Origin of the sequence: Nitrospirillum iridis (assembly GCF_014205765.1) — a bacterium.
Taxonomy (GTDB): domain Bacteria; phylum Pseudomonadota; class Alphaproteobacteria; order Azospirillales; family Azospirillaceae; genus Nitrospirillum; species Nitrospirillum iridis.
In genome coordinates this window covers 1-26,392 of sequence record NZ_JACIIZ010000008.1, presented here as the reverse complement: position 1 = coordinate 26,392, position 26,392 = coordinate 1, and the positions used below count along the sequence as shown (strand labels likewise).

The window sequence follows — 26,392 nt, the reverse complement described above, 5'->3', positions numbered from 1 at the left end:
TTACGGTCAGGCGTCGTCAGTGAGGTCTTCCGGGCGGGCCGCCGCCTTGACCAGGTGGAAGCTCTTCACCGGGATGACAATTTCACTGCCGCCCGACATCACATAATAACATTCCAATCCTTCGGTTTCCTCATCCAGCAGCGCCGTATTATTCATTTCCTCGCTAGGCGATCTGAATTCAATCGCCGATTCGGCGATGTAAATCGCTGCGAAGTGAGAGCCATATTCTATGCCTTTGATTGCATTATATAGGGTCTTTTGGCCGACATGGGTCACATAGAACCCTTCACCTTTGCCCAGTCCATTGCCATCTCCCATCTTTTCGGCGCTTGGGCCATTTTGGACTAGGGTTGCGATATTCTCGCCCGTGGTTTCGTGCACCCCGAGCTTTTTGTAGCCGCCGATAGTGTCGGGGAAAGTCTGCCATCCGAAGTTATCGGCGGCTTGTCGTCTTTTTTCCTCTTGTTCTTCGGGGGATAGGAAGATCTCCCCAGCGCCAATGGCGACTTCATTTTCGCTCCCCTCGTTGCCCTCCGCGTCGTCCAGATCCTCTTCCACCTGTTCGATGATGTCGGCGATGGTGTCGTCGTCCTGGTCATCCCGCTGACGCAGTTCCGCCAGCAACTCTGTCAGCTGGGCAGCACTCAGGTCCCTTCGAATTCCCGTGAGGTTGGAGAAATTCAGGGCCGCGATGACGTCCTCGCGCGGCGATGCCTGGGTGATGTCCCGACCGCCAATCATGACCCGCTGCACGATCGGACCCTGAGGGCCGGCGGAGGTGCTGAGCTGTTGCTGGACTGGGGCGTCCGCTCCTTGCAACGCCTGGGCGCCCATGGCATCGGCCTCGCGTTCCAGGCCCGCGTCATCGCTGATGGGGGGCCCGCCCGCCATTTGCAGGGTCGGCCGGACACGTCCCTGCTTCTGCTGCACCACATGCCAGGCCTCATGCGGGACGTGCTTTTCCTGGCCGGGGGCGACATGGATGTCCGTTCCCTGGGCATAGGCCAGGGCCTGCAACTGGGCGGGTTGAGGGGAATTATAGTGGACCTTCACGTCGTCCAGGGACACGCCCGACAAGCGTTCGATCCCGGTCTTGAGCCCGTCCGGCAGGCCGGTCCGGTTGGGCTGGGCGGTGTCGGGGCCCGCCGGCGCCGTGGCACGCTGGGCCACGCCGCTTGATCCGGGGAGGTTGACCTGGCGCGCCAGCGCTTGGAGTTGGTGGACGCCGGGGCCGTCGTTGATCTGGGCCTGCAGCCTTTGCAGGGGCGCGGCGCCGGCCCGCTCCGCCGTTGAGGACGGTCCCGCCCTGCGGGCGGCGATGGGCCGGGCATCCGATTTTTGCTGGTGGCCGTTGTTCACGATCACGCCTCCCCCAAGGTGGCAGGGACGCGTTCCTTGCCGTCTGGGGATGATATATCGCCCGTACAGTTCCCGTAATAAGGGAAATTTAGGGCCCGCTCAGCCCGCCGCCGTCAGCGGCCCGTGCACCAGGGTGCTGACCAGGTCGGTGGTGGCCACGTCCAGGATGACGAAGCCGGTGGCCGTCAGCCAGCCGCCCCCCAGGACGGCGCGCACTACATAGGCCTCATAGATCAGCGTCCAGAAGAAGGCCGCCACCTGGATGGCGGCCGCCAGGGGCAGGGAGATCAGGCCGCTGTGGGTCAACATCGTCAGGGGCAGCAGCAGGGCCAGGGTCACGACGCTGGACCAGTTGGTGGCGGCGACGAAGCGGGCGAAGTGCCGCCCCATGCCTTGCAGGCGCAGGATGCGGTCCACCATCACCAGATAGCCGAAGGTGGCGATGGCGAAGGCCAGCAGCGTGGCCGGCACGCCGCGCGCCAGGAGTACGATGGTCTCAGGGGCGCTGGCGCCACTCAGCGGCGCCAGCGGATGGCCCATCCAGCGGTCCACCGTGTCCAGCGCCACCACGCCCGGCAGCAGGACCAGCAGTACCCAGAAGCTGCGCAGCGCACCAGCGCGGTCGTCCGGGAACAGGGCGGCGCCCGCCTTGTCCAGGAAGGCCAGGCGCAAGGCGCCAGCCAGGCCGCGGCGCAGTTCGCCCATCACGGGGTGGTGTCCACAGGGGTGGTGGCGGGGGCGGTGCCGGCGTGGGTTGCGCTCCAGTCCGCCAGCACCCGGGCGTAGATGTCGGTCAGGCGGGCCAAATCGTCCACGGCGATGTGCTCATCCACCTTGTGCATGCTGGCACCCACGCCGCCGAACTCCACCACCGGGCAGTGGTTCTTGATGAAGCGGGCGTCGGAGGTGCCGCCGCTGGTGCTCAACTCCGGCTCCAGCCCCGTGACGGATCGCACCGCCTGCGAAACGAGGGCGCTCAGTTGGCCCGGCGGCGTCAGGAAGGCATCGCCGCTGACCGCCACCTTCACGTCCCACGCGCCGCCCACCTCGGCCAGCACGCCGCGCACCCGCGCCTCCAGGCTGGCCGGCGTGTGCAGGTCGTTGAAGCGGATGTTGAGGACGGCGGTGCCCTTGGCCGGGATGATGTTGGTGGTGGGGTTGCCCACGTCGATGGTGGTGATCTGCAGGCTGCTGGGCTGGAAGTGGGGCGTGCCCGCGTCCAGCGGCTCCCCCGACAGCCGGGCCAGGGCCTGGGCCAGGCGGGGCAGGGGATTGTCGGCCAGGTGGGGATAGGCGACGTGGCCCTGGGCGCCCAGGCTGGTCAGGGTGAAGGTGACGCTGCCGCGCCGGCCGATCTTCATCATCTGGCCCAGCGTCTGGGGGTTGGTGGGCTCCCCCACCAGGCAGGCGTCCAGCGCCTCCCCCCGGTCCTGCAGCCAGCCCAGCACCTTGCGCGTGCCGTTGATGGACGGGCCTTCCTCATCGCCGGTGATCAGCAGGCTGACGCTGCCGGCCAGGGGCAGGCTGGCGGCCCGGTGCCGGGCGACGGCGGCGATGAAGGCGGCGATGGCTCCCTTCATGTCCGACGCGCCCCGGCCGAACAGCCGGCCGGCTATGATCTCGCCGGCGAAGGGCGCCACCGACCACGCCGCCTCATCGCCCACCGGCACCACGTCGGTATGGCCGGCGAAGCAGAAGTTGGGGCGGGCGGTCCCTAGACGGGCGTAGAGGTTCTCCACCGGCGCCGTCCCCTCCTCCGTGAAGGGCAGGCGGTGGCAGGTGAAGCCCAGGCCGCCCAGCACCCCCTCCAGCACGCCCAGGGCCCCGGCGTCGGCCGGGGTGACGCTGGCGCAGCGGATCAGCGCCTGGGTCAGCGCCACCGGATCGGTCGCGTCGAGCGGGACGCCGGCGGGGGTGGGAACGGGCATGGGGCTCAGTCCCGCAGCAGGTCGTTGATCGAGGTCTTGGCCCGGGTCTGCTCGTCCACACGCTTGACGATGACGGCGCAGTACAGGCTGGGGCCGGGGGTGCCGTCGGGCAGGGGTTTGCCGGGCAGACTGCCGGGCACGACGACGGAATAGGCCGGCACGCAGCCCACGAACACCTCACCCGTGGTGCGGTCGACGATCTTGGTGCTGGCGCCGATGTAGACGCCCATGGAGAGGACGGCGCCCTCTTCCACCACCACGCCCTCGACCACTTCCGAGCGGGCGCCGATGAAGCAGTTGTCCTCGATGATCACGGGGCCGGCCTGCAGGGGCTCCAGCACGCCGCCGATGCCCACGCCGCCCGACAGGTGGACGTTGGCGCCGATCTGGGCGCAGGAACCGACCGTGGCCCAGGTGTCGACCATGGTGCCCTTGCCCACGCGGGCGCCGATGTTGACGAAGCTGGGCATCAGCACCACGCCGGGCGCGATATAGGCGCTGCGCCGCACGATGGCACCCGGCACGGCGCGGAAGCCGGCGGCGCGGAAGCGGGCGTCGTCCCAGCCTTCGAACTTGGTGGGCACCTTGTCGAACCAGGTGCTGCCGCCGGGGGCGCCGGGGATGGGCGCGCTGTCCGTCAGGCGGAAGGACAGCAGCACCGCCTTCTTCAGCCACTGGTTCACCACCCAGCCGCCGTCCACCTTCTCCGCCACCCGCAGGTCACCGCGGTCCAGCGCCGACAGGGATTCCTCCACCGCGTCGCGGGTGGCGCCCTGGGTGCTGGCGTTCAGGGTGTCGCGGGCTTCCCACGCTTGCTCGATTTGGCTTTGCAGGTCGGTGAAAACGGTCATGGGGCGTCGTCCGGATGGCGCCTTGGCGGCGGCTTGTGATCGGGAGTGTCCGATGGGGCGGGGGGACAATGGCGGGCGGCTTCGCCCCCTGTCAACGTCCCCGGGAACAGAACAGACCCTACTTTAGCAGCCCCTGCCGGACAGATTCTTACCCGCCGGGACCCGTCAGTCGCGGGGCCGGGGCAGGGAAAGATCCGCTGCCACCTGGGCCAGCCATGCCGGCACGTCGGTGATGCGGTGCTGCACGTAGGCGGGCAAGGGGCCCGGCGCCTGCGGATTGGGCAGGGAGAAGGGGGAGCCCGTGTCCACGAACACGGTTGCCATGCCCAAGGCCGCCGCCGGCTCCAGGTTGCGGGCGATGTCCTCCACCATCACGGCGCGGGTGGGGTCGATGCCGTGGCGCTGGATCAGCGTGGTGTAGGGGGCTGCCTCCGGCTTGGGCGTGTAGTCGGCGGCCACGATGTCGAACACGGCGTGGAAGTGGTCGGCCACGCCCAGCCGGCGCATCACGTTCTCGGCGTGCCCCCTGGAGCCGTTGGTGTAGATGATCTTGCGCCCTGGCAGCGCCGCCAGGCTGTCCGCCATGCCGGGCTGCGGCAGGATGGCGCTGACGTCGATGTCGTGGACATACTCTAGGAAGGGTTCCGGCGGCATCCCGTGGTTCAGCATCAGGCCGCGCAGGCTGGTGCCGTACTGGCGGAAATAATCCTTCTGCAGCCGCTTGGCGGCGTCGGCGTCCAGGCCCAGGGCCTGGGCGATGTAGGCGCCGATGCGCACGTCCACCTGGGCGAACAGGTTGCACGCCGCGGGGTAGAGCGTGTTGTCCAGGTCGAATATCCAGGTGTCGACATGGCGGAAGGGGCCAGCGGCGGGCGGGGGGGCGTCTTTGGTCATCATGGCTCTGAACATGGGGCCAGCGCCGTCCGGGGGCAAGCGGCCCGCGCGCGGGCACGCCGGCTATGGCGCGCGGCACCTATCCCGACGCCGAGCGGGCTGCCCGTCCGGGCCAGTTGCCGCCACCCGGGGAGTAGGCTACTCCTTTGGTTATGGTACCTTTCGTCCCAAGGGCTTGGCCCCAAGGGTTTCGCGCTCGCGCTCCAGCGGGGACGCGGGTGACGGCGAACGAGGCGGGCATGGCATCCGATTTCCACGACACCCAGTTCGACGCGCCGGCGCCTGGCCATGCCGGACAGGCCGGTCCGGCGGAGGCCCAGGTGCTGCTGGACGGGTGGGCCGGTCCGGGGCTGGAGGTCGACGCGGCCGGCCGCGTCACCGCCGTCAACGCGGCCGGCGCCGCCTTGCTGGCGCGCGAGGATGGCTGGCTGGACCTGCTGTCGCGCTGGGTGGCGGATGGTGGCGTGCTGCTGCCCGGCACCCATTCCAGCCCCTTGCCCGATCAGGAGGTGGTGGAGTGGACGCCCCTGGCCCTGCCGCCGCGGGGCGCGGGCCAACGGCACTATCTGTTGCTGGGCCGCATGGCCACCCTGGAGCGCCGTCTGCGCCAGGCGCTGACGGAGTCGCGCCAGCGCTACAAGGACCTGGTGGAAATCTCCAGCGACTTCGCCTGGGAAACGGGGCCGGACGGCTGTTTCGCCTTCGTCTCGCCCGCCGGGGCCATCGGCTACCGCCCGGACGATCTGGTGGGGCGCCACCCCAACGATTTCCTGCTGCCGGAATTCGACGATGGCCTGTCGCCGTTCGAGGCGCGCGAGGCCATCGAGCGGGTGGAGGTCTGGTTGCGTGCCGCCGATGGCCGCCCCGCCTGCCTCATTTCCTCCGCCCTGCCGCTGACGGGGGCGGACGGCCAGTGGATCGGCGCGCGCGGCGCCTGCCGTGACATCACCGAAGCCCGGCTGCGCGCCATGGAACTGGCCCAGGTGCGCCTGCGCGAACGGTACCTGGGCTATATCGTCTCCTCCACCCGCGACGACGTCGACCCCGCCCGCACGCTGGAGATCGCGGCCGGCGTGGCGGTCAACGCCACCGGCGCCGCTGGTTCGGCGCTCCGCGCGCGCGGCGAGGGCACGGGCGGCTATGGCCCCGTGGGCGTGGCCGAAAGCCTGCCGCCGGAACTGGAGACGACGCTGGCCGAACTGCCCCACCGGGCGGCGGAAAGCGAGGGGCCGGTGACGGTGACGGCGGCGGGCTACGACGTGCTGGCCGCGCGCACCCTGTTCCGGCATGAGGTCAACGGCGCGGTCCTGATCTGGCGCCCCGCCGGTCAGGGCTCGGCCAAGGAGGATGGGGGCGGGGTGGAGGGCGGCTGGTCGGCGGACGATCTGTCCATGGCCCGCACCATCGCCGACCATGTCGGCGCCGCCATTGCCCAGGCCCGCTATCAGGAACGGCTGAAGACCCTGTCGGAACGTGACGGCCTGACCGGCCTGTACAATCGCCGCACCGTCATGGATATGCTGGAACAGCGCTTGGCGGTGAAGACCGGCGGGTCCTCCGCCCTGCTGTATTTCGACCTGGATAACTTCAAGGCGGTGAACGACTTGCGCGGCCATACGGCCGGTGATGACGTGTTGCGGGCGGTGGGCGATCTGCTGCGGCGCATGGCGCGGGCCGGCGACCTGGCCGGCCGGCTGGGTGGTGACGAATTCGTGCTGTGGGTGGATCGTGTCGACCAGGCCCAGGCCCTGTCCGTCGCCGACCGTCTGCTGCGCGAGGCGGCGGAGTTCCTGCGCCCCCTGTCGGCCGCGGCGGAGAAGCCGCTGGGCGTGTCGGTGGGCGTGGCCGTGCACCAGGGCGGCGGTGGCGAGCCGGTGCAAAGCCTGGTGGATCGCGGCGACCAGGGCATGTACGCCGCCAAGCGGCTGGGCAAGGGCCACCGTAGCCTGTCGCCCGCCTACGCGGCGGATGGGGCGATGGCCGATGATGACACCGGGAAAGAGGGTCCCGGGGAAAAGGATATGTGATGGGCGGACTGGATTACGATACCGCCAAGAAGCTGGCCGCCAGCGGGGACGCGGCTGACCGGCGTTTCGTCGCCTCGCGCGAGGAAACGCAGCCGGAGATCCTGTACCTGCTGGCCATGGACCAGAACGTGGAGGTGCGGCGCGAGATCGCGTTGAACACCGCCACGCCGCGCCAGGCCGACATGGTGCTGTCGACCGATGTGGATGAGGGCGTGCGCAGCGGCCTTGCCAGCAAGATCGCGGCGCTGGTGCCCAGCCTGTCCGCCGACCGGGTGGGCCAGATCGAGCGCATGACCCTGCAGATCCTGGAAACCCTGGCTCGTGATCGGGCGGTGGCGGTGCGCGGCGTCATGGTGGCGGCGCTGAAGGACCTGCCCAACGCCCCGCCCTCGATCATCCAGCAGTTGGCCCGCGATCTGGATGCCACCATCTCCGGCCCGGTCCTGCGCCACTCCCCCCTGCTGACCGACGACGACCTGCTGGAGATCATCGCCGGCGCGCCGGAGGATGAGCGGCTGTGCGCCATCGCCGAACGCGCCGACGTCAGCGTCGCCGTGTCCGACGCCATCGTGCAGACGGAGCGCGAGGCGGCGGTGGCCAGCCTGCTGGGCAACGCCAGCGCCCAGATCCGGGAAGAGACGCTGGACCGCATCCTGGACCTCGCGCCCAAGCACGAGCCCTGGCACGCCCCCCTGGTTCGGCGGCCCAGCCTGCCGGCCGCCGCCGCCGCCCGCATCGCCAGCTTCGTCACCGACAGCCTGGTGAAGGTGCTGGAAAGCCGCACCGACCTGCCGCCGGAAACCCGTCAGGCCATCACCCAGGCGGTGCGCCAGCGCCTGCCCGCCGCCAAGGCCGGCATCGGCACTGGCAACGGCCTGGTCGAGGAGGACGAGGCGCCGAAAGAGCGCCCCGCCGACCGCGCCCGGCGCCTGCACAAGGAAAAGAAGCTGACGGAGGACACGGTGTCCATGGCGCTGGGCCAGGGTGACCGCGGCTTCGTCCTCGCCTCGCTGGCGCTGCTGTCTGGTCTGCCCCTGCCCATCGTGGACAAGATCATCGCCGGCCAAAGCCCGCGCGGCGTCACGTCGCTGTGCTGGAAGGCCAAGCTCAGCATGCGCGCCGCCCGCCAGGTGCAAATGCGCCTGGCCCAGATCCCGCCGTCCAACGTGCTGAACGCGCGCGACGGCACCAAGTACCCGATGACCGACGACGAGATGAAATGGCAGTTGGAGTTTTTCGGGGTGGAGTGATAACGGCGGCACGAGTTTCTGACTCGTGCCGCCGGTAGCCCGCGACTGCGGGCACCGGAGATTTCTGGGGGCCGAAGGCGGACTGGAAATCGAGGATCAGCCCAGCCGCCGGATGGCGGCGCCCGGCGCTTGAGGGGGCGTTTGAGCGGTCACGATCAAATGCCGTTAGTATGACACGTCGCCTCCCGCATCCGTGTCGGTGGATTATAGCCGGCTGCGGCCATTCGGTGGCGCAGCCGGCTACAGAGGGGGCCGCGATCCGCTTTAGTAGGTGACGCGGGCCGTGAAGCTGAAGCGCCGATCCGAGATGGTCGCCGTCCGCGGGCGCGTGCTTATCCCGAAATATGAGAGTTTGAGCGCGTTGTTGATATTGCGCGCGTCAACGCCGAGCGAGAAATTCTGGTTCACCTGATATGTCAGCGATCCGTCGAGCTGACCATAAGGCTGGTCAAAGATCGGCAGATTACCAGTGCCGACGCCCGAGGTCGTCTCCACAAACTTGCTGCGCCAGTTGTATGCGAGACGAAGCGACACCGGTCCCTTCTCGTAGATGCCAATGAGGTTGTAGCTATACTTTGACAACATCTCGAGCGGCACATTGGTGACTGGGCCCGAGGTGGCCGGGCTGGGCGCTTGGGAGTCGACATAGGTGAAATTCGCCTGAATCCCGAGGCCATCGAACGGATCCGGCAGGAAATCGAAGAACTGCTGGAACGAGAACTCGGCCCCCTTCACTTCCGCGTCGGCCGCGTTGGTATAGGATGTGACCTGATAGGTGTATGTTTTCCCATCCGGGAAAGTGATGTCGCGGGGCGTGATCGCGGTCTGGATGTATCCGTTGATCTTTTTGTAGAAGCCCGCGACCGATACATACTCATGGTCCGAGAAATACCATTCCAGCGAGGCGTCGAGGTTGCGCGACGTCATCGGCTTGAGCAACGGGTTGCCGCCGGTCGCGGTATGGATCTCGGCGTGCTGCGACGGGCCCGGTTCGGTCAGCGTCAGGCTGGGGTTCAATTGCGAGAAGGTGGGGGTCGCCAGGTTGGTCGATGCCGCCATGCGGAGCTGCAGGTTATCCGTCAGGTGATAGCGCAGGTTGAGGCTGGGCAGAAACTTGGTGTAGGAATCCTTGAACGCGATGGCGGCGTACTCGGGATCGCCGGTCGCCGTCGATCCGTCAGGCTGCGCAACCTGCGGCACCTGCTGATAATATCCCGACACGCTCACATTGGTTTTGACGACGCGGACGCCGATATTGCCATCCAGCGGAATCGACCAGGGACTGGCGTCGAAATAGGCGGCCCCATACTCCGCATAGGTCTGCTGGCTCTGCGCGTTCGTGCCGCTGGGGAGGTACGCCGGCGCCCCGTTGATTCCGAACGAGGAAAGCGTATTGGCGTAATTGCTGAGGTTCTCCAAGGGGAAGGTGATCACGCTTCCGAACACGTTCGCGTCACCGCGAAAGATATCGCTCAGGTCATAGGGGACGAGTTCGCCCCGTCCATTGATGCTCGAATATCGATAGCCGGTATCCCGCGTCGAGTTGTTTCGATCCGTATATCGGAATCCGGCGCGTAACGACTTCAGCACGCTATTGTCGAAGCTGTACTTGACGTCAAGGCGGCCACTCTTCTCCGATCCGTAAGACTTCGAGAAGTCGTCAAGGAAGCCGTTGTTTGAATATAGTGAGGCGTTGGTCGTGTTGCTTGCCGGGATGGTGGAGAACGATGCCACGTCGCCCGATACATTCTGTTGAAAAGTGGTGTTGGGACCATTGGTGAGGACGATGAAATTGCTCTGACTGGTGTCCGACCGGACATATTGGCCGTCGGCCGTGACCTCCAGGTTCGGTGTCGGGGTCCAGTGCGCCTTCAAGGAATAATCGGTTGTCGTCGACTCACGCGTGGTCTGGCTCGCATAGGACCCTACCGGAACGTCGTCCCACGTCCCGCTGATGAAATCGCCATTGCTGGCGAATTTGAAGTCGGCGCCGGGATGCGGCGTGATGGCCCCATCCCCGGTCGTCGCGAAGAAGGCGTTGCCGCGAATGTTGAATTTGTAATTGTTACGGAGCACCTCGCCCGTGACGTCGAGCGTATCGCTCGGCCGCCACTGCAAGGCGACATCGGTGCCGAAGCGCTGCCGGTTGCCGTAGTTCTTGTTCAGGCCGCCGCCGTGCGGGATGGTCGTGACCTGGCCTGAGCGCCCCAGTGCCGCCGCGGTGGCCGCATCGGATGGATTGACGAAACTGCCATCGGCATTGCGGCTCTGATTCAGCGTGTAGAACGGCTCGGTCGTGATCTGGTCGTCGCGGAAGTAGTCTTTCTGATAGGCGACGTCGGCAAGCACCCCGATTTCGCCGATGCCCGTGTTCCAGCGATCACTGACCAGCACAGACCCTGAGGGCCCGGTCTTGTCCGCCAGGTCGTAATAATTGCCGGTCACCCCGCCGGCGAACTTGAAGCCATCGAAGTCGAAAGGCTTGCGCGTACGGAAATTGATGACGCCGCTGAGCTGCCCTTCGATCTGTTCCGCCGAGGGGTTCTTGTAGACATCGATGCCCGCGAGCAATTCAGCCGGGACATCTTCAAGATTCAGCTGGTCGACGCCGCCGGCGGTGAAAATGTCCCGGCCGTTCAATTCGGTACGCACCTGGGTCAGGCCCCGGATCGCGACCGAACTGCCTTCGCCGTAGTTGCGCTGGATCTGAATGCCGGCGACGCGCTGCAACGCCTCGGCGACGTTGCGGTCAGGAAGCTTGCCGATGTCTTCGGCGACGATGGAATCGACGATCTCCGGCGCGTCGCGCTTGATCGCTTCGGCCGATTTCAAACTCGCGCGAACGCCGGTGACGACGATTTCTTCCAGCGCCTCCGGATTGGTCGTTGGGGCGGCGGCGGGGGTATCAGACGGCCCCTGGGCGGGGTGCGCGGTGTCGATCGTTTGTGCGATGGCCGGCGCGGACCAAATCAAGGCCAGCGGCAGGCCAGCCAACAGCGTGAATCCAGACAAGCGGTGCCGACACGACATGAGCGTTCTCCCTGATCGCTTTTTTGTTCGGAATGTTTTTCATCAGTACAATTAGGTTCTCGTATATGCAATCGGAACTTTAGGATATCTGCAACGAAGCCCGAGTCGTCCGGCCGTGCCCGGCCTGCGCCGCTGTGGCTCAGGCCGGAGGGCTTCCGAGCGCGGGGGATGTGGGGTATCGGTGACGGCAGGATCGGCCGATGGGGAACTGAGAGGCGGTGGGGAGCCGACGGATCTAGGCGTGATGTGGCTGGGCGGCGGGCGCTTGCCGTCCGTCGGGGCGCGGCTCAGCCAGTGAACCGCCTTGACGGACGCCGACCGCGAAGTGGATCGATCTTGAGACGGGACTGGCTCAATCCGTCCGCGTTGATAACCAGGGGGAATACATGACCCGAGCAGGCCCTAAGGGCACCTACGCCGCGCCAGCTATCGAAAAGGCGTTTGAAATTCTTGAGATGCTGGCGAATCAACGCGACGGGGCACTCGTCAGCGAGATGGCGACGCGCCTAAACCGCTCGGTGGGTGAGCTGTTCCGCGTCGTCATCGTGATGGAGCAACTGGGCTATCTTCAGAAATCCGCGAAATCGGATCGCTATACGGCGGCCTATAAGCTGCTCGACCTTGCCTACCGCGCGACCCCCGCGCAGAACCTCATCCACGCGGCGCTGCCCGAGATGCGCCAGCTCGCGATCGAGACGGGACAGTCGTGCCATTTCGTCGTCCCCAATGGGGGCGAGGGGCTGGTCATCGCGCGCGAGGAAAATCCCGGCGAGCGGGGGTTTTCGCTGCGCCTCGGCGCGGCGATCGACATGGTGAGGAGTTGCTCCGGGCAGGTGATCCTGGCCTTTTCCAAACCCGACCGCGCCGATCATATCATCGCCGAGGCGGAGGCGGTTCAGGGCGCGCCGGCGGATCGCGATTGGTTGGCCGAACGGCTGGCCACCATCAGGCGGGACGGCTTCGATCATCGCAAGAGTCCGATCACCCACGGTGTGACCGACATCAGCTATCCTGTGTTCGGCTTCGACCGGGATGTCGTCGGGGCGCTGACCATTCCGTTTCTGGCGCTGATCGATGGGTCGCAGAAGGTTGATTTTGAAACGGCCCGGCGGCTTCTGCAGGCCGCCGCCGGCAATATTTCTGCGACGCTGGGCTATGCCCCGACCAATGCGGTCGGTTCATCGGCTTCCAGGCCATAAACAAAAAACGCCGGGCGGAGTGGGCCGCCCGGCGTTTCGCGTCCTGACGCAAGCAGTAAGGCTTACTTGTGCCCGATCAGGGTGCCGGCGCCGCCCTCGGTGAAGATTTCCATGAGGATGGCATGGGGCACGCGGCCGTCCAGGATGACGGAGGCGTCCACGCCGTGCTCCACCGCCTGGATGCAGGTCTCGATCTTGGGGATCATGCCGCCGCTGGCGGTGCCGTCGGCGATGCAGGCCTTGGCCTGCTCCACCGACAGTTCGGGGATCAGGGCCTTTTCCTTGTTCAGCACGCCGGCCACGTCGGTCAGCAGCAGCAGGCGCTTGGCGCCCACGGCGGCGGCGACGGCGCCGGCGGCGGTGTCGGCGTTGATGTTGAAGGTCTCGCCATTGGGGCCGAAGCCGATGGGGGCGATGACGGGGATGAGGCCGGCGTCCTGGATGCGGCGGATCATGCCGGGGTTGACCTTGTAGGGGTCGCCGACGAAGCCCAGGTCCAGCACCCGCTCGATATTGCTGTCGGGGTCGCGCTTGGTGCGCATGACCTTCTTGGCCTCGATCAGCTCACCGTCCTTGCCCGACAGGCCGATGGCCTGGCCGCCCTGGTCGTTGATCAACTGCACCAGCTGCTTGTTGATGGAGCCGGACAGCACCATCTCGACGATCTCCACCGTCTCCTTGTCGGTGACGCGCAGGCCGTCGATGAATTCCGACTTGATCTTCAGGCGGTCCAGCATCTGGCCGATCTGGGGCCCGCCGCCATGCACCACCACCGGATTGATGCCCACCTGCTTCAGCAGGACGATGTCGCGGGCGAACATCTCACCCAGGCGTTCGTCGCCCATGGCGTGGCCGCCGTACTTGACGACGAAGGTCTGGCCGGCATAGCGGCGCATATAGGGCAGCGCTTCCGACAGGGTCTGGGCCTTGCCCAGCCACTCTTCACGGGAAGCGGCCAGGGAAGCGGAAGCGGCGGTGGCAGCGGTCATCGGGTTGGGATCCGTGTCACGGGATGGAAAGGCGGTTCGTATCTATACCCGACCCGGGCCCAGGGCAATCCCCCCTGGCTCCCGGCGCGGCGATGGGAACAGCATAGCGGACGCATGGCCGCCGGGGTGTTACGGATTGGCTAAAGCGGCCAGGCTGGCGCGCAGTTCCGGCACGCCCTGGCCGGTTTCGCTGCTGGTGAACAGCACTTCCGGATGGGCGGCGGGGTGCTTCTTCAGCGCGCCGGCCGTGGCGGCATGCACGTGGTTCAGGGCCTGGCGGGTCAGCTTGTCGGTCTTGGTCAACACCAGCTGGTAGACCACGGCGGCGTTGTCCAGCATGGCCATGACCTCCAGGTCGATGGGCTTGAGCCCATGGCGGCTGTCGATCAGCAGGCAGCAGCGCCGCAACGTCACCCGCCCCTTGAGGTAGGAACGGACGAAGTCGTTCCAGGCCGCCACCTTCTCCTTGCTTTCCTTGGCGTAGCCATAGCCCGGCATGTCGACCAGTGACAGCCGGTCGCCCAGGTCGAAGAAATTGAGCTGCTGGGTGCGGCCCGGGGTGTGCGAGGTGCGGGCCAGAGTCTTGCGGCCGGTCAGCGCGTTCACCAGGCTGGATTTGCCGACGTTGGACCGGCCGGCGAAGGCCACCTCGGGCAGGCCCTGGGGCGGCAGGTCGCCCTGGGCCGCGGCACCCCACTTGAACTCGCACTCCCGGGCGAACAGCAGGCGGCCCTGCTCCAGCGCTTCGCGGGTGGGGGGCTGCAGGACGGGCAGGGGGGGCAGTTCGGCGGCCATGGGCCATACTCTCTTCAGGACAACGGTCGGACAAAAAGCCTGGGGGCATGGAACCATCGTCCCATGCCCCCAGGCCGGATATAAGTCAGGTGGTGAGGCCCGGCGTTACGTGGGCTTCACACCCATGCGGCGCATCAGCACGTACTGCTGCGTCACGCTGAACAGGTTGGACCAGACATAGTAGATCACCAGGCCGGCGGGCAGGGAGCCCATCATCCAGGTGAAGACCAGCGGCATGGTCATCATCACCTTCTGCTGCGTCGGATCCATCCCCGGGGTGGGGGTCATCTTCTGCAGCAGGAACATGGTGCCGCCCAGCAGGATGGGCCAGACGCCCAGGTGCAGGAAGGCCGGCGAGGCGAAGGGCAGCAGGCCGAACAGGTTGAAGACGCTGGTCGGATCGGGCGCCGACAAATCGTGGATCCAGCCGAAGAAGGGCGCGTGCCGCATCTCGATGGTGACCGACAGCACCTTGTACAGCGACCAGAAAATCGGCATCTGGATCAGGACCGGCAGGCAGCCGGTCATGGGGTTGGCGCCTTCCTTCTTGTACAGCGCCATCATCTCGACGGACGCCCGCTGCTTGTCGTCGCCGGCGCGCTTGCGGATCTCCTCCACCTGCGGCTGCAGCTTCTTCATCTTGGCCGCACTGCGGAACTGCTTCTGCGCCAGCGGGAACATCAGCGTGCGCAGGCAGATGGTGAACAGCATGATGCCCAGGCCGAAATTGCCCAGCAGGCGGCCGAAGAAGTCCAGCGCCAGCGAGAACGGCATGGTCAGGAACCACAAATGGCCGAAGTCGATGGCGCGGTTGAACAGCGGGATGCCCAGGTTGTCCTGGTAGGCGTCCAGCAGCTTCATCTCCTTGGCGCCGGCGAACAGGCGCGCGGTGCTTTCCGTGCTCTGCCCGGCCTCCAGCGTCACCGAGGGCTCGGCATAGTCGGTCTGGTACAGGTCGCCCTTGTCCTGGTGGGTGACATGGGCCGTCAGGCTCTTGCCCTGGTCGGCCACCAGGCTGACCAGCCAATACTTGTCGGTGATGCCCAGCCAGCCGCCCTTGGTGTCGAAGGACTTGGAGATGTCGCCCGCCACGTCCTTGTAGGAGATTTCGCGCAGCGTGCCGTCCATCAGGCCGATGGGGCCCTCATGCAGCATGTAGGAGCCGAGCAGCGGCGGGTGGCCGGCGCGGGCGATGCGGGCATAGGGGTAGAGGGTGACGGCGGCGGCACCGCCATTGGTCACCTTCTGGGTGATGGTGAACATGAAGTTGGCGTCGACCGCCACCGTCCGCTCGAACGTCAGCCCCTGGCCATTGTCCCAGCGTAGGGTGACCGGATGCTCGGGCGTCAGGTCGCCGGCGTCGGCCACCTGCCACTCCGTGGTGGGGCCCGGCACGGCGGCGCCATTGGCGGTCCAGCCGTATTCGGCGAAATAGGCGCCGGCGGCGCCGCTGGGTGACAGCAGGGTGACGGCCGGGCTCTGCTTGTCCACCGTCTCGCGGTAGTCCTGCAGGCTCAAATCGTCGAACCGGCCGCCGCGCAGGTTCAGCGTGCCGGCCAGGCGGGGGGTGCGGATGGTGATGCGCTGCCCCTCGGTCAGCATCGTGGCGCGGTCGCGCAGCGCGTCGGCGACGCCACCGCTGGCCACGGCGCCGGGGGCGCCAGTGGGGGCGGCACCGGGGGTGCTGGGCGCGGCCAGGGCCTGGGCCGCCTCCTGCTTGGCCTTCGCCTCCTGCAGGGCGCGCTGGCGCGGCGCCTCATAGAAGAAGTGGAAGCCCAGGAGGATGGCGGCCGACAGGCCGATGGTGATGAACAGGTTCTTCTGATCGCTCATGTATTCACTTCCCACACAACCCCGGCCTCTTCGGCCCGGCCCCCTTGTCCGGCCCATCCCTTGAAGACAAGGCGGACCGGCCGGCGATGACGGCAATCTCTCAAGGACGAACGCGGCAGGACCCTAACGGGCCGCGCGGCCCCCGTCCATATGGCAGCAATGAATGTCAGGCGAATGACGCTGGAAAAGGTCCACTTTGCGAGAAAGGTCCGATTTCGGCGCCATATGGTCCGCCGGGGGCACCGGATCCAGTCCCCCGCCCCCCCAGGGATGACAGCGGGCGATCCGCCGCAGGGCCAGCCAGCCGCCTTTTACCCCGCCATGCCGGGCCAAGGCCTCCAGCGCGTAGGCTGAACAGCTGGGCTCGAACCGGCAGCGGGGCCCGAGCAGAGGGGCCAGCAGCAACCGGTAGGCATGGATGGGCAGGGACGCCAGGCGGGCCAGCGGGCTCATGACGCCGGTGGCTCCGGCCGGGCCACGTCCTGGGGCGGCGTGGGCACGGCGACAGCCTGGGCGCCCTCGGTCCAGGCGCCCAGCTTTTTCAAGGCCAGGGTCAGGTCGGCCAACAGATCGGCATATCGCCGGGTCACGGTTTCACCGCGCGCGATGACGACGAAATCGTTGTTGGGCTTGCCATGAACGGCCAGCACGGCACGAACGGCCGCACGGAGGCGTCGCCGGGCGCGATTGCGCTTGACGGCGTTGCCGACCTTCTTGCTGGCGGTAAACCCCACACGCACCAAAACGTCGCCGGCGGCGGGCCGCTGGCGATCGTCGTGGGCACGGGCTTGTAGAATCAGGCCGGGGGTTGCCCATTTACGGCGCGCCCCGGCAACGGCCAGAAACTCCGACCGCTTCAAGAGGCGCCCCACCACGGCTATGCGCCGGGGCGCCATCTCTCGGCCTTAGGCCGACAGACGCTTGCGGCCCTGGGCGCGGCGGCGAGCCAGAACCTTGCGACCGCCGGGGGTGGCCATGCGGGCGCGGAAGCCATGGCGGCGGGCACGCACGAGCTTGCTCGGCTGGAACGTACGCTTCACGACGGATACTCCGGATAAAAAACTGGAAAAAGGAAGGGCGTTGTATAGTGGCGGCCCGGCGCGGAGTCAATGCGCCTGTTTCGACGCATGAGGATGGCCGCTTTGCCTGTGGAAGATGGCACCGAGGATTATGAAGGCACTGGGGCCGGCCGTCCATCGCCCTTGCCGGAACCGTCGCCGTCACCGTCGGCATTACCCCCCGGGGCGGCCTGGATTCGGCGCCTCGCTCCTCTTGCTCTTTTGCTGGCGGGGCTTTTTGTGGTGCTGGCGGCGGGCGGACACCACTGGTTGACGATGGAGGGGCTGATCGGCCGCTTGCAGGCCCTGTCGGACCTGGTGGACGCGCACCCCCTGGGGACGGCGGCGGCGACGGTGGCCGTGGCGTTCGCGGTGGCGGCCCTCTCCCTGCCGGCGGCGACGGTGGTCAGCCTGGGGGCGGGCTACGCCTTCGGCGCGCCGCTGGGGGCCGGGTTATCGGTGACCGGCGGCACGCTGGGCGGCCTTGTCGCCTTCCTCGCCCTGCGCCGCGCCGGCGTCGGCGGCCTGGGCGCGCGTCTGCCCGCCTGGCTGAAGCCGGTGGCGGGCCAGCCCTGGGCCGTCATCCTGGTGCTGCGCCTGCTGCCCGTCCTGCCCTTCTCCGCCATCAACGTGCTGGCGGTCGCGATTCGCATGCCGTTGGCCATCTTCGTGGGCGGCACCGCCCTGGGCGCCTATCCGCCGCAGTTCCTTTACGCCTTGCTCGGCGCCCGGCTGCCGGCCCTGCTGGCCGACGGGGTGCGGCCGGGGCCGGGCCTGCTGCTGCGGCCGGAGGTGGGCGGGCCGCTGGCCGTGCTGGTCCTGCTGGCGCTGGTACCCGTGGCGGCCCGGTACTGGCGCCGCTGATATCCCCGATTCGCCTCCCCATATAGGGAGCGACAGAAAGAGGAGGGCCGCCCATGGCCTGGGACCCCGCACAGTACGGTTTGTTCGAGGCGGCGCGCGCCCGCCCGGGGCACGATCTGATGGCGGCGCTGCCGCCCCTGAAACCCGCCACCGTGGTGGATCTGGGCTGTGGCGCCGGCAAGCTGACCATGGCGTTGGCCAACCGCTATTCGGTGGCGGAGGTGGCGGGTGTCGACAGTTCCGCCGCCATGCTGGGCCGGGCCGCCCTGCTGGACACCCGTGTCGCCTGGCAGCTGGGCGATATCCGGCACTGGCGGCCGGCGGCGCCGGTGCACCTGCTGTTCTCCAACGCCGCCCTGCAGTGGGTGGAGGGGCACGGGGAGATCTTCCCCCAGCTGCTGTCCTATGTGGCGCCGGGCGGCGTGATGGCGGTGCAGATGCCGCGCAACTTCACCTCCCCTTCCCATGCCTTGCTGCGCCAGGTCGCGGCGGACGGTCCCTGGGCGGGCCTTCTGGAAGGCCGCCTGCGTGAGGCGCCGGTCCACGAGCCGGCCCAGTATTACGACTGGCTGGTGCCCGGTGCCGCCCATGTCGATGTGTGGGAGACGGAGTATCTGCATGTCCTGGACGGTCCCGACCCCGTGCTGGAATGGACCAAGGCCACCGCCATGCTGCCGGTGCTGGAAACCCTGACGGGGGCGATGCTGGCCGACTTCATCGAGCGCTATCGCGCGGCGCTGGCCGCCGCCTACCCCCGCCGGGTGGATGGCCGCACCCTCTTTCCCTTCCGCCGCCTGTTTATCGTCGCCACCCGCGCATGACGCCCCCGGGCCGATTGACGCTCGCGGGCCGCGCACGGAAAATGGTGGGCCGGTCCCCCTTTTCCCGCATGAGGCCCCATGTCCGTTCTTGAGGTCGCCGTTTACGCCCTGGTGTTGACCGGGGGAAAGACGGCCTTTTTCTGTGAGCAGAAGGAGCTGACGGCGGAGCGGGCGGTGGTGGACTGCACCAACGGCCTGTCGGCGACGGAGGAAAAGGGCGTCATCCGCTATGACAGCGGCGTGGTGGTGACTCGCCTGCCGGACGGCGGCCTGTCCTTTTCCAACGGCATCACCGCCCATTGGGGGGCCGGCAGCTGGGTGCAGTTCAGCAATGGGGTCAGCCTGCGCCGTGTGGCCGGCGGCAATTTCAGATCCTCCACCGGCATGCTGTGCGAGGCGGGCGGGATGGTGAAGGCGTCATGCCACAAGGATGACTGACACGCCCCGATAGGGATCGACCAGGACCGCCGCAGCGCGGCGATTCAGACCACGCTGTCCGGCGCCAGGGCGCAGGGCTCGCCCTGGCCGGTTTCCACCTGCACGGTGGCGTGGTTGATGCGGAAGCGGGCTTTCAGGTCACGGCACATCTCGGCCAGCAGGTGGTCGCCGTCGGCGTTGTCGGGCCGCACCAGATGGGCGGTCAGGGCGGTGTCGGTGGTGCTCAGCGCCCAGACATGCAGGTCGTGCACCTCCGTCACCCCTGGCCGGCCCGCCAGATAGGCGCGCACCGCGTCCAGGTCGATGCCCGCGGGCACCGCGTTCAGCGCCAGGTTCAGCGATTCGCGCAGCAGCGACCAGGTGCCCAGCACGATGACGACGCTGATCACCAGGCTGATCACCGGGTCGACCCAGCCCCAGCCCGTCCACAACATGACGGCGCCGGCGATGACCACGCCCAGGGTGACCAGGGCGTCGGAGGCCAGGTGCAGGAAGGCGCCGCGCAGGTTCAAATCATGCTCCGACCCGCGCATGAACAGCAGGGCCGTGCCGCCGTTGACCAGGATGCCGCCGGCCGCCACCCACATCATGGTGGTGGGGGCGGCGGGGACGGGCTCGCTGAAGCGGCGTACCGCCTCCCAGGCGATGCCGCCGGTGACCAGCAGCAAGGCGACGGCGTTGGCCAAGGCCGCGAGGATGGAGCTGCCGCCCAGGCCGTAGGTGTAGCGGCTGGACGGCCGCCGCCGCGCCAGGATCACCGCCACCCAGCTGGCCGCCAGGCCCAGCACGTCGGACAGGTTGTGGCCGGCGTCGGCCAGCAGGGCCAGGGAGTTGCTGACCACGCCGTAGAACGCCTCCGCCCCGACATAGGCCAGGTTCAGGACGATGCCGATGGCGAAGGCCGTGCCGGCATCGGCCGGGGCCGCGTGATGGTGGCCGCCCAGCCCGTGGCTGTGGTCATGCCCGTGCCCGTGATGTCCATGATCGTGATCGTGCCCGTGATCATGCTCATGACGGTGCGCGTCGTCATGGTGTTCATGCCCGTGCCCGGCGCAGCCATGGTGATCATGGTCATGCGTGGGCTTGGACGGGGCGTGGTCGTGTGGCGTGGCCATGGGCATGAACGGGGGCGGCTGTGGATATGGGCGCCAACCATACCGTGGGCCGCCGGGGGCCGCCACCGGCTTGGCGGCCGGCGGGCTTATGCCGCAGGGCCGGGCGATGCCGTCGCCATCGCCGCCGCTTCGGGTGCCGCCTTGGCCAGGGTCAGCTGTTCCAGCCGGCTGCGATAGCCGGTCACGGCGGCCATCACCTCATGCACGCGCTTTTCCGCGTCGTCCACCCGGCTGGTCAGGCCCATCAGGGCGTGGGCGTCCTGGCGCAATTGCTCCAGATCCTTGCCGGCCAGGCCGCCGCGGGTTTTCAGGGCGTGGATCAGGCCTTCCATGCGGCGGATGTGGTGGGTGGCCTCCACCCGCAACTCACCGGGGGGTAGGCGCCGCTCCAGATCCTCCAGCACGCCCGTCACCCGCAGGGCGTGGTCCATCGCCCGCTTCTCCGGGGGCTGCATGGCCAGGCCGGGCAGCGCGAATTCCACCAGGAAGGCCACCTGGAAACCGTGGCGGATCACCTTTTCCGAATCGATGATCTGGACGGCCTGGGCGGTCAGCTCATGGATGTTCACCCGTTCGAACTCGCCGGTGCACTTCAGGCGCAGGGGGTTGGGCACGTCGATCAGCTGCACCACCTGCCCCTCGCGGGGGCTGCGGCGGCGGTCGGGACCGATATAGTCGCTGGTGACGACGAACTTCTTGCGGTTCTCCACCAGGTTCAGCAGCCGATCATGCACCTGTTTGGGCGAATAGGGCTTCACCAGGATGTCGTCGGCGCCCGAACTGGCGAAACGGATCATCAATTGCTGGGTGGGGTTCCAGGTCATGATGATGGCGCCGACGAAGGGGTTCAGCGTCGTCAGCCCGTGGCGGATGGCGTGGATCCAGCGAAACGCCGCGCCATCCGCCTGGTCGGCGTCCAGAATGACCAGATCGATGGTGGAGGGGCTGCCGGCCGCTTCGGCCAGCGTGCCGTGGTCCAGCACCTTCTCCATCCCCAAGCGGGCCAGCATGGCGCGCAGGATGCGTCGCGTGTTCAGGTCGGCGTCAACCAGCAGGGTCTGGATCTTGCTGAGATCGGTGGACATGGGGATGGGCGGGGCGTTCTAGGCTTGAGGGCCGGGGCGGCGTCTCGGGAGACTGGCGGCGATGGGTGGCGGAGAGGATCGTTCCGATGGCCCAACGACGCCGCCGAATCATGGCCGTTAAACGGCAGGAATGCAATAAATGGTGGAAAGGGCGCGCCATTGAGGGGGACCGGAGCGTCCAGGCGTCCCGGTCCCGTCGCGGCGGCATGGGCGTGCGGGTATTACCCGACGATGCGGTCGGCCACGGTCGGGCCGCGCTTGGCCCCGTCGTGGCCCAGCGTGATGGCCCGGCGCAGGGCGGTGACGGCGGCGTCGGCGTCGGCCGCGGTCGCGGCGTGCACGCGGGCCAGCGGCCGGCCGCCGGACTCCACCCTATCGCCCAGGCCGACGATGTCGGTGAAGCCGACGCGATGGTCCACCCCGTCCTGCGGCCGGGTGCGGCCACCGCCCAGCGCCACCACGGCGATGCCCACGGCGCGGGTGTCGACGGCGCTGACGACGCCGGCGGATTCGGCGTGGATATCGCGCACCACCGGCGCGGCCACCAGGTATTTTTCCGACCGCTCCAGGAAGTCGGCCGGGCCGCCCAGCGCCGTCACCATGCGCTGGAACCGGTCGGCGGCGCTGCCATCGGCCAGGGCCCGCTCCACCTTGGCCCGTGCCGCGTCCAGGTCAGGGGCGAGTTTGCCCAGCAGCACCAGCTCGGCCGTCAGGTCGCGCGTCACTTCCCACAGGCGGGCCTCCGGCTTTTCGCCGCGCAGGATGGCGACGCATTCCGCCACCTCCACCGCGTTGCCGGCCGTGGTGCCCAGCACCTCGTTCATGTCGGTCAGCAGCGACACGGTGGGCAGGCCCGCACCCCGGGCCACGGTGGCGATGCTGCGGGCCAGGGCCTCGGCCTTGTCATAGTCGGCCATGAAGGCGCCGCTGCCGAACTTCACGTCCATGACCAGGCCGTCCAGCCCGGCGGCCAGCTTCTTGGACAGGATGGAAGCGGTGATCAGGTCGATGCTTTCCACCGTCGCGGTCACGTCGCGGATGGAGTAGAGGCGGCGGTCGGCTGGGGCCAGGTCGGCGGTGGCGCCGATGATGGCGCAGCCCACGTCCCGCACCACCCGGCGCAGATGCGCCAGGTCGGGCTGCACGACATAGCCGGGGATGCTTTCCATCTTGTCGAAGGTGCCGCCGGTGTGGCCCAGGCCGCGACCGGACAGCATGGGGACGAAGCCGCCGCAGGCCGCCACCAGGGGCGCCAGCAGCAGGCTGACCTTGTCGCCCACGCCGCCAGTGGAATGCTTGTCGAGGATGGGGCCCGGCAGGTTCTGTGAGCGCCATTCCAGCACCGTGCCCGACTGGGTCATGGCGCGGGTCAGGGCCACGCGCTCCTCCATCTCCAGGCCCTGGAAATAGACGGCCATGGCGAAGGCCGCGGCCTGGCCCTCGGTGACGCGCCCATCGGTCAGGCCGCGCACGAAATCGGTGATGCTGTCGGTGCTGAGGCGGCCGCCGTCGCGCTTCTGGCGGATGATTTCTTGGGGAAGCATGGATGGTCCGTTCACGGGTGGTGGCGCGCCGGCCCTGCCGGGGCGGTGGCGAAAGGTCGGGGGAGGGTGTCAGTAAGCGCTGGACGGGGGCGGGTGCGTCCCCCCGTGGCCCAGGGCGGCCAGCAGCGCGTCCAGCAGGCCGGAGGCGCCAAAGCGGAAGGTGGCGGGGCTGACCCAGCCCGGGCCGCAGATGTGGTCGGCCAGCGCCAGGTAGTCGCGGGCGCCATCCAGGTCACGGATGCCGCCGGAGGCCTTGAAGCCGACACGGCGGGGGCTGCCCGGCTTCAGGCTGTCGCGGCAGGCCTCCAGCATGATGCGGGCGGCCCCCAGCGTGGCGCCGACCTGCACCTTGCCGGTGGAGGTCTTCAGGAAATCGGCGCCGTTGCGCACCGCGATCTCCACCGCCCTCTCGATGAAGACGGGCTTGGCCAGGCATCCCGTTTCCAGGATCACCTTCATCACCGCGTCGCCCGCCGCCTCCCGCGTGGCGGCCAGCACTTCGTCGGGCTGGGTGCTGTGCGGGTAGTGCATGATGCTGTGATAGGGGATGACGACGTCGATCTCATCGGCGCCGTCGGCCAGCGCTTCGGCCGTCTGCTCCGCCACCTTCTCCGGCGCCAAGCTGCCGCCGGGGAAATTCACCACCGTGGCGATGCGCACGCCGGTGCCGGCCAGGCGTTCACGGGCCTGGGGGATGAAGCGGGGCCACAGGCAGACGGCGGCCACCGGCCCGGCCGGGCTGACGGCACGGGCGCATAGCGCGTCGGTCGTGGCCTCGTCCTCGTCCTCGTTCAGGCTGGTGAGGTCCAGCAACGGTAGGGCGCGGTGGGCGATGGTCCAGCTTTCGTCGGACATGGCGCCCTGGTCAGGATGCGGATCGGTCATGGTGGTTGGACGCTTGGGGTGGCTTCAGAAACTCAGATTGTCCGGCCCGAAGGAGAAGGGCAGCAACTGGTCCATGGTGAAGGTGGCGCGCACCCCCTCCGGTCCGGCGACATGGATCGGTGTGCCGGGGGTGGCGAATTCGCGCAGGCGCTGGCGACAGCCGCCGCAGGGGGTGCACAGGCCCGACGCGTCGGCGGCGGGATCGGCCGGCGCCCCGATGATGACGATTTCGGCGATGCGCTTGCCACCACCGGCCACCATGGCGCCGATGGCGCTGGCCTCCGCGCATTGTCCCTGGGGATAGGCCGCGTTCTCCACATTGGCGCCGGCGAAGATGCCGCCGTCCGGCGTGCGGATGGCGGCCCCCACCAGGAAGCGGGAATAGGGCGCGTGCGCCTGGCCGCGGGCGGCGCTGGCGGCGGCGAACAGGCCGGCCACGGCTGGGGTGGCAGCGGGCGGCGGCGGTGAGGCGGGCGGGTTGGCGGTCATGGCCGTCAGCGTCTCCTGCGTCGGGGGATGGGTCTCAAGGGCGCGCGCCCCGTCCCACAACCTGACCAAATGGTCAAGTCGCAGGGTGTGCCTGAAGGCGCCAAATCGCAAGGCCCGAAAAGCGAGAAAGCGGTCTCCGCAGGACCGCTTTCGTCATTTTCCGGCCAGCGGCCGCCCGGGCTGGGGCGGCGGGTCCTCAGTCAAACAGGGCGTCGATGTCGGACTGGCTGCTGGGGCCGGCCGGCTTGGCCGGCTTGGGCGCGTCGTCCCCGGCATTGAACAGGGCGTCGATGTTGTCCTGGCTGACCGCGGTCAGGGCCGGGCCGTGCAGCAGATGGGCATCGGGGCGGGTGTCGCCGGGCTTGGTCGACATCATCGGGTCGCCGTTGCCCTCCACCCCCCAGATGCCGATCATCGCCGCCACGCGATGTTCGATATAGCGCAGGGTGTTCACCACCTTGGTGGTGCGCTGGCCGGTGATGTCCTGGAAGCTGCAGGCCATCAGGATGGACATGACGTGGTTTTCGATATCGGTGGCGATATCGATCACGTCGATGTGGCCGGTGCGGGCCAGACGTTCGGTGGTGGCCTGGATGGCCTCCGCCGCTGACAGGATGTCGCTGGTCGCCCGTTCTGTCGCGGTGACGATGGCGTCCAGTTCCGAGGTGGCGGCCAGGATGCGGCTGTTGGCCGAGTCCTTGGGCACCATCTGGGCGATTTCCTGCTTGGTCTGCTCGATGTGCGAGGACAGCTGCCGCAGTTCCTGCCGCATCATGTGCATGTGCGGATGCTGGCCGGCGATGGCGATGCTGCCGTCGCCCAGCTGATGGCTCATGGACTGCAGCTTGCCGACTTCGGCCTTCAGGGCCCCCAGCAGGTCGCCGCCCGCAGCCGCCCCGACGTTCCGCATGTGGGTGTCGCGCCTTTCCAGGAAGGCACGGGTCCGCGGGTCGCGCAGCAGGTCGGCCTCAATAGCTGTGTAGTCGGCGGCCGTGAGGGCCGCCGTTTCAACCACACCCGTCTTCTGGCCCATGCGGGTCACTCCAGCGTGCCGAGGACGCTCTCGATCTTCTTTTTCAGCGTTTCGGCGTTGAACGGCTTCACGATGTAGTTGTTGACGCCGGCTTCCTTGGCGGCAACGACGTTCTCGGTCTTGGATTCGGCGGTCACCATGATGAACGGCGTGCCCTTCAGGCGGACATCGGCACGCACCTCCTTCAGCAACTGCAGCCCTGTCATGGGCTCCATGTTCCAGTCGGAAATGACCAGCCCGACGCTGGAGCCGCGCAGCTTGCCCAGGGCTTCGGCGCCGTCAGCCGCCTCCTCGATCTGGGTGAAGCCGATCTGGGTTAGAAGGTTGCGCACGATGCGACGCATGGTGGCGTAGTCGTCAACAACGAGGACGGGGGTGGCAGAGGCCTTGGCCATAGGAACGTGTCTCCGGAGGGTACTTGGCGTTAGGGTGAACGTTTAAGCGCTGAACGTGATATCCGGGCAGAACCTAACACGAGACTCGGTTTTCGCCCATCACCCACCCGTATGGGGAGCGTCGAAAGAACACGCTTCACCATCGATGCCCGAGGGGGCGGTGACGTGGGTGTCCGTGTGTTGCAAAACGCAAAGCGTAAATATATGACCCTAACCTAAGGGTGTGATGCGGTGTGCAACGAACAGGTTACCTCGAGCGGGGGATGTAAAGGCGCGTAAACGAGGCTCCCGGGTGGAGCTCAGAAACAGTAGCCTGAAGTTATTGAGATTTGGTTACTTGGCCCGGGCGGTGGGCGGCCGACTGGCACGGTGGGTGCAGTTAACAAGTCATAAACCAACCGGGCTGAAGCCCCTCCCCACCGAACCGATAGGAATTACGCCATGATCCGCCGCATCGCCGCCGCCGTCGCCGCCACCGCCCTGGTTTCCGGCGCCCTGTTCGCCGCCCCG

At 67.8% G+C, this 26,392-nt stretch carries 25 protein-coding genes; 6 read left to right on the top strand and 19 right to left on the bottom strand.

The window, feature by feature from the left end; translation table 11 throughout:
• Positions 1–6: 6 nt before the first annotated feature.
• The 5 genes from FHS74_RS14790 to FHS74_RS14770 all read right to left on the bottom strand — a co-directional run bounded on the left by FHS74_RS14790 (position 7) and on the right by FHS74_RS14770 (position 5,035).
• Positions 7–1,365, bottom strand: coding sequence for an eCIS core domain-containing protein (locus tag FHS74_RS14790; RefSeq protein ID WP_211106323.1), 1,359 nt, complete (start codon positions 1,363–1,365; stop codon positions 7–9).
• Between the two features lie 93 nt (positions 1,366–1,458).
• The gene (locus FHS74_RS14785) at positions 1,459–2,064 is read right to left on the bottom strand and encodes a hypothetical protein (RefSeq protein ID WP_184801853.1); all 606 of its coding nucleotides are present in this window, start codon (positions 2,062–2,064) and stop codon (positions 1,459–1,461) included.
• Entirely contained in the window at positions 2,064–3,287 is a 1,224-nt protein-coding gene (gene dapE, locus FHS74_RS14780; RefSeq protein WP_184801851.1) for a succinyl-diaminopimelate desuccinylase, read from the bottom strand. The genes FHS74_RS14785 and dapE overlap by 1 nt, the downstream gene beginning before the upstream one ends.
• 5 nt (positions 3,288–3,292) lie before the next feature.
• Complete coding sequence (gene dapD / locus FHS74_RS14775) at positions 3,293–4,138, bottom strand: 2,3,4,5-tetrahydropyridine-2,6-dicarboxylate N-succinyltransferase (protein ID WP_184801849.1); 846 nt, start codon at positions 4,136–4,138, stop codon at positions 3,293–3,295.
• A 165-nt stretch (positions 4,139–4,303) separates the two neighbouring features.
• Complete coding sequence (locus FHS74_RS14770; RefSeq protein ID WP_211106322.1) at positions 4,304–5,035, bottom strand: pyrimidine 5'-nucleotidase; 732 nt, start codon at positions 5,033–5,035, stop codon at positions 4,304–4,306.
• Positions 5,036–5,271: 236 nt separating this feature from the next.
• On the opposite strand from FHS74_RS14770, the gene FHS74_RS14765 reads away from it, so the two are divergent.
• Both FHS74_RS14765 and FHS74_RS14760 read left to right on the top strand, forming a co-directional pair.
• Positions 5,272–7,059: a sensor domain-containing diguanylate cyclase gene (locus tag FHS74_RS14765; protein ID WP_184801845.1), complete on the top strand. Its 1,788-nt coding sequence runs from the start codon at positions 5,272–5,274 to the stop codon at positions 7,057–7,059.
• Positions 7,059–8,309, top strand: a complete 1,251-nt coding sequence (locus FHS74_RS14760; protein WP_184801843.1) for a DUF2336 domain-containing protein — start codon at positions 7,059–7,061, stop codon at positions 8,307–8,309. The genes FHS74_RS14765 and FHS74_RS14760 overlap by 1 nt, the downstream gene beginning before the upstream one ends.
• Positions 8,310–8,573: 264 nt before the next feature.
• On the opposite strand, the gene FHS74_RS14755 is transcribed toward FHS74_RS14760, so the two are convergent.
• Positions 8,574–11,303, bottom strand: a complete 2,730-nt coding sequence (locus FHS74_RS14755; protein WP_246463149.1) for a TonB-dependent receptor — start codon at positions 11,301–11,303, stop codon at positions 8,574–8,576.
• A gap of 422 nt (positions 11,304–11,725) precedes the next feature.
• Between FHS74_RS14755 and FHS74_RS14750 the strand changes: the two genes are divergently transcribed.
• The gene (locus tag FHS74_RS14750) at positions 11,726–12,538 is read left to right on the top strand and encodes an IclR family transcriptional regulator (RefSeq protein WP_184801839.1); all 813 of its coding nucleotides are present in this window, start codon (positions 11,726–11,728) and stop codon (positions 12,536–12,538) included.
• A 62-nt stretch (positions 12,539–12,600) separates the two neighbouring features.
• Here FHS74_RS14750 and argB read toward each other — a convergent pair whose 3' ends face one another.
• The 6 genes from argB to rpmH form a co-directional block, all read right to left on the bottom strand.
• Positions 12,601–13,527, bottom strand: coding sequence for an acetylglutamate kinase (gene argB, locus FHS74_RS14745; protein ID WP_184801837.1), 927 nt, complete (start codon positions 13,525–13,527; stop codon positions 12,601–12,603).
• Between the two features lie 129 nt (positions 13,528–13,656).
• Complete coding sequence (gene yihA / locus FHS74_RS14740) at positions 13,657–14,322, bottom strand: ribosome biogenesis GTP-binding protein YihA/YsxC (RefSeq protein ID WP_184801835.1); 666 nt, start codon at positions 14,320–14,322, stop codon at positions 13,657–13,659.
• Between the two features lie 105 nt (positions 14,323–14,427).
• Positions 14,428–16,155, bottom strand: a complete 1,728-nt coding sequence (yidC, locus tag FHS74_RS14735) for a membrane protein insertase YidC (protein WP_184801832.1) — start codon at positions 16,153–16,155, stop codon at positions 14,428–14,430.
• Positions 16,156–16,278: 123 nt separating this feature from the next.
• Positions 16,279–16,608 carry a membrane protein insertion efficiency factor YidD gene (yidD, locus tag FHS74_RS14730; RefSeq protein WP_184801830.1) on the bottom strand — a complete coding sequence of 110 codons (330 nt, stop codon included), beginning with the start codon at positions 16,606–16,608 and terminating at the stop codon, positions 16,279–16,281.
• Positions 16,605–17,051: a ribonuclease P protein component gene (rnpA, locus tag FHS74_RS14725; RefSeq protein WP_184801828.1), complete on the bottom strand. Its 447-nt coding sequence runs from the start codon at positions 17,049–17,051 to the stop codon at positions 16,605–16,607. Before rnpA ends, yidD begins: the two co-directional genes overlap by 4 nt.
• Before the next feature lie 9 nt (positions 17,052–17,060).
• Positions 17,061–17,195 carry a 50S ribosomal protein L34 gene (gene rpmH, locus FHS74_RS14720; protein WP_044558639.1) on the bottom strand — a complete coding sequence of 45 codons (135 nt, stop codon included), beginning with the start codon at positions 17,193–17,195 and terminating at the stop codon, positions 17,061–17,063.
• A 294-nt stretch (positions 17,196–17,489) separates the two neighbouring features.
• On the opposite strand from rpmH, the gene FHS74_RS14715 reads away from it, so the two are divergent.
• The 3 genes from FHS74_RS14715 to FHS74_RS14705 all read left to right on the top strand — a co-directional run bounded on the left by FHS74_RS14715 (position 17,490) and on the right by FHS74_RS14705 (position 19,336).
• Positions 17,490–18,077 carry a VTT domain-containing protein gene (locus FHS74_RS14715; RefSeq protein WP_246463166.1) on the top strand — a complete coding sequence of 196 codons (588 nt, stop codon included), beginning with the start codon at positions 17,490–17,492 and terminating at the stop codon, positions 18,075–18,077.
• A gap of 53 nt (positions 18,078–18,130) precedes the next feature.
• Positions 18,131–18,898, top strand: a complete 768-nt coding sequence (locus FHS74_RS14710) for a methyltransferase domain-containing protein (protein WP_184801823.1) — start codon at positions 18,131–18,133, stop codon at positions 18,896–18,898.
• A gap of 78 nt (positions 18,899–18,976) precedes the next feature.
• A complete protein-coding gene (locus tag FHS74_RS14705; protein WP_184801821.1) occupies positions 18,977–19,336 on the top strand; it encodes a hypothetical protein in 360 nt (119 codons plus the stop codon).
• A gap of 44 nt (positions 19,337–19,380) precedes the next feature.
• Here the strand turns inward: FHS74_RS14705 and FHS74_RS14700 are convergent, their stop codons facing one another.
• The 7 genes from FHS74_RS14700 to FHS74_RS14670 form a co-directional block, all read right to left on the bottom strand.
• On the bottom strand, positions 19,381–20,451 hold the full coding sequence (locus tag FHS74_RS14700) for a cation diffusion facilitator family transporter (protein ID WP_184801819.1): 1,071 nt from the start codon (positions 20,449–20,451) through the stop codon (positions 19,381–19,383).
• An 86-nt stretch (positions 20,452–20,537) separates the two neighbouring features.
• The gene (locus FHS74_RS14695) at positions 20,538–21,536 is read right to left on the bottom strand and encodes a response regulator transcription factor (RefSeq protein WP_184801817.1); all 999 of its coding nucleotides are present in this window, start codon (positions 21,534–21,536) and stop codon (positions 20,538–20,540) included.
• A 221-nt stretch (positions 21,537–21,757) separates the two neighbouring features.
• Positions 21,758–23,080: a thymidine phosphorylase gene (gene deoA, locus FHS74_RS14690; RefSeq protein WP_184801815.1), complete on the bottom strand. Its 1,323-nt coding sequence runs from the start codon at positions 23,078–23,080 to the stop codon at positions 21,758–21,760.
• A 69-nt stretch (positions 23,081–23,149) separates the two neighbouring features.
• On the bottom strand, positions 23,150–23,965 hold the full coding sequence (gene deoC / locus FHS74_RS14685) for a deoxyribose-phosphate aldolase (protein ID WP_211106320.1): 816 nt from the start codon (positions 23,963–23,965) through the stop codon (positions 23,150–23,152).
• Between the two features lie 24 nt (positions 23,966–23,989).
• Positions 23,990–24,454 (bottom strand): cytidine deaminase, encoded by a 465-nt coding sequence (gene cdd / locus FHS74_RS14680; RefSeq protein ID WP_184801813.1) that lies wholly within the window; start codon positions 24,452–24,454, stop codon positions 23,990–23,992.
• A 196-nt stretch (positions 24,455–24,650) separates the two neighbouring features.
• On the bottom strand, positions 24,651–25,487 hold the full coding sequence (locus FHS74_RS14675) for a protein phosphatase CheZ (RefSeq protein ID WP_184801810.1): 837 nt from the start codon (positions 25,485–25,487) through the stop codon (positions 24,651–24,653).
• A 5-nt stretch (positions 25,488–25,492) separates the two neighbouring features.
• Positions 25,493–25,882: a response regulator gene (locus FHS74_RS14670; protein WP_044558558.1), complete on the bottom strand. Its 390-nt coding sequence runs from the start codon at positions 25,880–25,882 to the stop codon at positions 25,493–25,495.
• Positions 25,883–26,392 lie beyond the last annotated feature (510 nt).

Bases quoted from the DNA above. Each gene is read 5' to 3' on its own strand.
- FHS74_RS14785 (WP_184801853.1), bottom strand. From the start codon at position 2,064: ATGGGCGAACTGCGCCGCGGCCTGGCTGGCGCCTTGCGCCTGGCCTTC.
- dapE (WP_184801851.1), bottom strand. From the start codon at position 3,287: ATGCCCGTTCCCACCCCCGCCGGCGTCCCGCTCGACGCGACCGATCCG.
- dapD (WP_184801849.1), bottom strand. From the start codon at position 4,138: ATGACCGTTTTCACCGACCTGCAAAGCCAAATCGAGCAAGCGTGGGAA.
- FHS74_RS14770 (WP_211106322.1), bottom strand. From the start codon at position 5,035: ATGATGACCAAAGACGCCCCCCCGCCCGCCGCTGGCCCCTTCCGCCAT.
- FHS74_RS14765 (WP_184801845.1), top strand. From the start codon at position 5,272: ATGGCATCCGATTTCCACGACACCCAGTTCGACGCGCCGGCGCCTGGC.
- FHS74_RS14760 (WP_184801843.1), top strand. From the start codon at position 7,059: ATGGGCGGACTGGATTACGATACCGCCAAGAAGCTGGCCGCCAGCGGG.
- FHS74_RS14750 (WP_184801839.1), top strand. From the start codon at position 11,726: ATGACCCGAGCAGGCCCTAAGGGCACCTACGCCGCGCCAGCTATCGAA.
- argB (WP_184801837.1), bottom strand. From the start codon at position 13,527: ATGACCGCTGCCACCGCCGCTTCCGCTTCCCTGGCCGCTTCCCGTGAA.
- yihA (WP_184801835.1), bottom strand. From the start codon at position 14,322: ATGGCCGCCGAACTGCCCCCCCTGCCCGTCCTGCAGCCCCCCACCCGC.
- yidC (WP_184801832.1), bottom strand. From the start codon at position 16,155: ATGAGCGATCAGAAGAACCTGTTCATCACCATCGGCCTGTCGGCCGCC.
- yidD (WP_184801830.1), bottom strand. From the start codon at position 16,608: ATGAGCCCGCTGGCCCGCCTGGCGTCCCTGCCCATCCATGCCTACCGG.
- rnpA (WP_184801828.1), bottom strand. From the start codon at position 17,051: ATGGCGCCCCGGCGCATAGCCGTGGTGGGGCGCCTCTTGAAGCGGTCG.
- FHS74_RS14715 (WP_246463166.1), top strand. From the start codon at position 17,490: ATGGAGGGGCTGATCGGCCGCTTGCAGGCCCTGTCGGACCTGGTGGAC.
- FHS74_RS14710 (WP_184801823.1), top strand. From the start codon at position 18,131: ATGGCCTGGGACCCCGCACAGTACGGTTTGTTCGAGGCGGCGCGCGCC.
- FHS74_RS14705 (WP_184801821.1), top strand. From the start codon at position 18,977: ATGTCCGTTCTTGAGGTCGCCGTTTACGCCCTGGTGTTGACCGGGGGA.
- FHS74_RS14700 (WP_184801819.1), bottom strand. From the start codon at position 20,451: ATGGCCACGCCACACGACCACGCCCCGTCCAAGCCCACGCATGACCAT.
- FHS74_RS14695 (WP_184801817.1), bottom strand. From the start codon at position 21,536: ATGTCCACCGATCTCAGCAAGATCCAGACCCTGCTGGTTGACGCCGAC.
- deoA (WP_184801815.1), bottom strand. From the start codon at position 23,080: ATGCTTCCCCAAGAAATCATCCGCCAGAAGCGCGACGGCGGCCGCCTC.
- deoC (WP_211106320.1), bottom strand. From the start codon at position 23,965: ATGACCGATCCGCATCCTGACCAGGGCGCCATGTCCGACGAAAGCTGG.
- cdd (WP_184801813.1), bottom strand. From the start codon at position 24,454: ATGACCGCCAACCCGCCCGCCTCACCGCCGCCGCCCGCTGCCACCCCA.
- FHS74_RS14675 (WP_184801810.1), bottom strand. From the start codon at position 25,487: ATGGGCCAGAAGACGGGTGTGGTTGAAACGGCGGCCCTCACGGCCGCC.
- FHS74_RS14670 (WP_044558558.1), bottom strand. From the start codon at position 25,882: ATGGCCAAGGCCTCTGCCACCCCCGTCCTCGTTGTTGACGACTACGCC.